At 63.3% G+C, this 4,588-nt stretch carries 2 protein-coding genes; one reads left to right on the top strand and one right to left on the bottom strand.

Features of this window, described 5'->3' with window-relative positions; translation table 11 throughout:
* Positions 1-2,513, bottom strand: a 2,513-nt coding sequence (locus KA184_09905) for a hypothetical protein (GenBank protein ID MBP8129877.1), incomplete at its 3' end; no start/stop codon positions are given.
* A 347-nt stretch (positions 2,514-2,860) separates the two neighbouring features.
* Between KA184_09905 and KA184_09900 the strand changes: the two genes are divergently transcribed.
* On the top strand, positions 2,861-4,588 hold a 1,728-nt coding region (locus KA184_09900; protein ID MBP8129876.1), incomplete at its 3' end, for an NPCBM/NEW2 domain-containing protein.

Below are 4,588 nucleotides of genomic sequence, written 5' to 3'. Positions count from 1 at the left end.
GGCGGCAGGTTGTTACACCAAATCGAGAACGATTCGACCGCGCCGAAGTCGACATGCTCGCGGTAGGTGGCGTAGGCGTTGCCGTAGGGCCACGCGAAGTCCTCGATGCGCCCGCCTTCGAACTCGACGAGGTCGAAGTAGCGCCAGCCGGTGAAATCGACGGTGATATAGTGGTCGCCGATGCCGCCGGCGCCGCTGTGGCCCGCACTAAGCACCTGCACGTTCAGGAGTTCGCCATTCCCGTCACCGTGGACCCACAGGCCGAACGCGGGCTGGCTGCCGATGTTGAGCGGGGGCGAAAACGGTTTCAAAAATTTCGCCCACGACCCGGCGCGCGTGTCTCTTGCGCTCGTCGCGGCGAATTTGGCCGCAGTCGCGCCTGTCGGCGCGTTTTCCGCAGCCGCTGTCAAGGCCGCCGAAACGTTTTCTGCCGCCGCGCGCGAGGGGAGCGGTTCCGGCGTCTGAAAGTCCTCGACGACAACGGACTCTGGCGCATCGTACGGCGCGGCGGACATCAGCGCCTCGATGCGCAGGCGCACCGGTTGGGCGGCGAATGGGTTGGCCACGGTCCAAGCGTTGCTCCACGGTTCCATGCGCTCGACCTTGTGCTTGATGTAGCGCGCGGGGCGCAAGCACCATGTGTCATTGGGGCCGGACTCGAGCTTGAATTCCGCGCCCGGTTCGCGCAATTGCGCGAGAATGGGTTCCGGAAAACTGCCTTCGTGGCGCAGTCGCTCGTAATTGCGGAAGATGGGCATGAGCCGCTGATAGGCAGGCACGTTTCCAATGTTGTTCGGGTTCACGCCCATGAGGGAAATGCCCATGTTATGCCCGAGCGCCTTGCCCATGAGATATTCGATATCGTCCGGGAACGTAGGTTCGGAATATACCGCGGCCGTGCCGTCCTGCCATGTTTTGACGGCCCACCAGCCGAGGTTCATGGGCAAGTAACTCAGCGCGCCGCTCTGGTTCGCCGCGCAATGTATGTCGATAAAGCGTTTGTGCGAGCGCGAAGGGTGGTCCCACGCGCCCATGCGCGCGCGTACGCACCAGAGATGGTGGTGGAACGTGCTCATCTCGAAGAGCGCGGGCTTGTTGAGCCGGTTCGCGATCTCGTAGACGAATTTCGATCCGTAATGCCAGGCCCACTCCCTGCCCCCGAGAATGTCTTCGCCGTCAAGCGCATCCAGATACATCATGTCGAATCCGCACTCATTGAACGTGTCCGCCGCGTTTGCGGCAATCTCAGCGAGCAGCGTCGAATCTCCGTCCGGCGTGAAAAGGCCAAAACACTCTTTGAGCTTGTACACGTTAGCGCCGGCCTCATGGGGTGCGGCCGTTGTTCCGTGCGCTCCTCGCGTACAACCGGAGAACGTGAACGGCGCTTCCTTGGATGCGCCGCTGAAAGTAATCAACTCATTGTCGACCTGAAGCGTTACGCTATTGCGCAAGAAAAAGCCCGTAGCCGTGGACACGTCCGCCGTGGACTCTGCGACGGTCACCGTGTCTCCTTCCGCCCGGAGCGGCGCGGCCAGCGTGAACGTGGCGTCCTTGCCGAGACGGGGGTCAGGCACGGGCGTCACGTACGGTGTATTCTTTGCAATGAAGAAGGCATAGGTGTGCAATCCGGCCGAGATGCCGGCCTCGTGCAGACGGTCCAGCACGGCCTTCACGCTTGCGCGGCCGCGAGGGAACAGTTTCGGGTTAGGCTCGCAATCGCCAAAGCGCAACGAAGAACCCGTGTGAAAATCGATCTGGTTCAATCCGAGGTTCTTGACCAGTTCGACCCACTTGTCCACGGTCTCTTCCGTAAGGTCGCCGAAATCGAAGAGATACGAGCCACGGTTGATGGGTGCATCCAATGCCCAGGGACCGCCGACGGGCGGATAGGCGGGGTCCTTGTGATGCGGCAACTCCGGCGCCGAGGCGACCGCCTCCTTAAGCACATCGCGCAGTTCCGCGGTTGGCGCGGCGACGATGGCCGCCTCTGCCCCGGAAATGCCGAAGCGCTTGCAGGCCACTGCGCGCAGACGCTTGGTGGGGCCGGGGATTTCCAGGACATTCGTCTGCAGGTCCAGCGCGAGCGTACACGCCGCAAAGGGGTCCTCGAGTTTCGCCGGGAGCGAAAGCGGCACATCGAGCAGCGTCAGTTCGTCGATGCTGTCGTCGGAGATACTGTCAACACCGAGGATGAAATAGCGGGGGAGTCTCGTAATGTGGAACGACACCTCCAGGTCCGGTTGTCCATAACGCACACGCAGAAGGTCGCCTTCCAGGGTTGCGTGTGTTGCGTCGATGCGCTGTTCGCCTTTCTGCACGCGCGAGAAGGGGGTTGCGCCTTCCGCGGCGAGATAATCGGTCCCGGAAGCCCTGTCGATGAAGTGCAGGTTTCGGGCGTCGGCGCCGATTTCCCAACGGAAGGAGTCCGTCTCGACGAGCACGTTTTCGGCGGCGTTTGCGCCGGGAAACGCCATAAGTACCGCGATCGAAGCCAAGACAAACCGCGATGACATGATTCCTTCCCTCCTTTTCCTTGCGGCACCACGATCGGGGCAGCGTTCGCGCCCCGCATACACCTCAGAGCCTATCCCTTCTGGCAAGGTCATCACAAATCAACTCCATATGAACGCGGCCCGTTATCGAACCCCTGACGGGGTAGCGAGCATGGGGCACGGAACCCGGGGCATGCTGGAGAACGGCACGAGTTTCCGCATTGGCGGGGACTGCGGCGCATGCGAACTGGTGCATTCCCCTACGCATTCCAAAGGTTGCGGCCCATCGGACGGAGGGCGTAGGCTGATTGCGCCACGGCGCACAAATGGCGGATGAAACAGCGCCGGTTGGAACGAAAGGAATTACCATGCGCGCGGGAGCCGGTCTGTTCTTCTTGGGCGTAATTATGCTGGGCGTATCGGGGTTCGCGGCGGCCGTCGAGCCGTCCGTGGACGAACTCGTGACGGCGCGGCAATGGTTCGAGTCGACGTTAGGCGGCGCACAAACGGTCTGGTTGCCCGACCCCGGCCTTGAAGTGGCCATGAACCATGATCGCGTGCAGAAGAACGCGCGCTTCGGCAAGCCGCTGCACGTCGGCAAGGAGACGTTTACGCGCGGGCTCTTCTGTCATGCGCCGAGCGTGATCGTGGTGCATCTGCCCGGTCCAGGCAGGACATTCCACGCCGTCGCGGGCATCGACGTGAATGAGCACACGTCGGGCGGACAGGGGAGTTGCGTATTTGCCGTGCGCGTGAATGACCAGGACCGTTTCCGCTCGGTGCTTCTGCGCGGGACGGAGCCGGGCGTACCGGTCGGGGTGAATCTCGACGGGGCGCGGGAGTTTGTGCTGGCAATCGACGACGGGGGCGACGGTATTTCGTGCGATCAGGCGGACTGGGCGGACGCGCGCGTGACGCTGGAGGACGGCAGTGAAATCTGGCTGGCGGACCTGCCGCTCGCGGGCGGACCGGTGTGTCTGGGCGGCGGCACGCCGCCGTATTCGTTCACTTACGATGGCCAGCCTTCGAACACGCTGCTCTCCGGCTGGGACACAGTGCGCGAATCGACGGTGCTCGACGAAAACCGGACCCGCCACAGTATCACGCACACGGACCCGAACAGCGGGCTTGAGGTCCAATGCGTGGCGGTGCAGTACCACGATTTTCCCACGGTCGAGTGGACGCTCTATTTCCGGAACGCCGGCACGTCCGACACGCCGATTATTGAAGGGATACAGGCGCTTGATATTGCGATGATTCGCGGCGACCTCGGGGAGTTCGTGTTGCACCACGCGCGCGGCAGCGACTGCAAGGCGGATGACTATGGCCCGCTCGAAACGAAGCTGGAAGCGGGTGGCACGCTGCATCTCGCGCCGTCGGGCGGGCGCGGCTCGAACAAGGTCTGGCCGTACTTCGGCATCGAGTCCACGCACAACGACGGCCTGCTCGTGGCGGTGGGCTGGCCGGGCCAATGGGCGGCGGACTTCGCGCGCGACGCCGGGAATACGCTGCGCATCACCGCCGGACAGGGGCAGACGCGCTTTATTCTGCATCCGGGCGAAGAGGTACGCTCGCCGCTGATCGCGATCCAGTTCCGCGACGGCGACCGGTACCGCGCGCAGAACCTGTGGCGGCGGTGGATGACGGCGCACAGCATGCCGAAGCCGGGCGGCGCACTCCCGCGGCCGCAATTGCTCGGATGCAGTTCCCGAGCCTACGAAGAAATGATCAAGGCGGACACCGCGGCGCAGAAGATGTTCATCGACCGCTATCTGGAGGAGAAGATCGGGATAGACTACTGGTGGATGGACGCGGGCTGGTACGTGCAGGAGAATGGCTGGCCGCACGTGGGGACATGGGAGGTGGATACGAAACGGTTTCCTGGCGGGCTGCGGCCCATCTGCGACTACGCACATGAGCGGGGCGTCAAGATTGTCGTCTGGTTTGAGCCCGAGCGCGTCGCGCCGGGCACCTGGCTGACGGAGAATCACCCGGAATGGATTCTCGGCGGCGCGAATGGCGGCCTGCTGAACCTGGGCAACCCGGAGGCGTGGGACTGGCTCGTAAACCACATCGACAGCCTGCTGACGGAACAG

This window comes from Candidatus Hydrogenedentota bacterium, assembly GCA_018005585.1.
Taxonomy (GTDB): domain Bacteria; phylum Hydrogenedentota; class Hydrogenedentia; order Hydrogenedentales; family JAGMZX01; genus JAGMZX01.
This window is presented reverse-complemented; position numbering and strand designations above follow the sequence as displayed.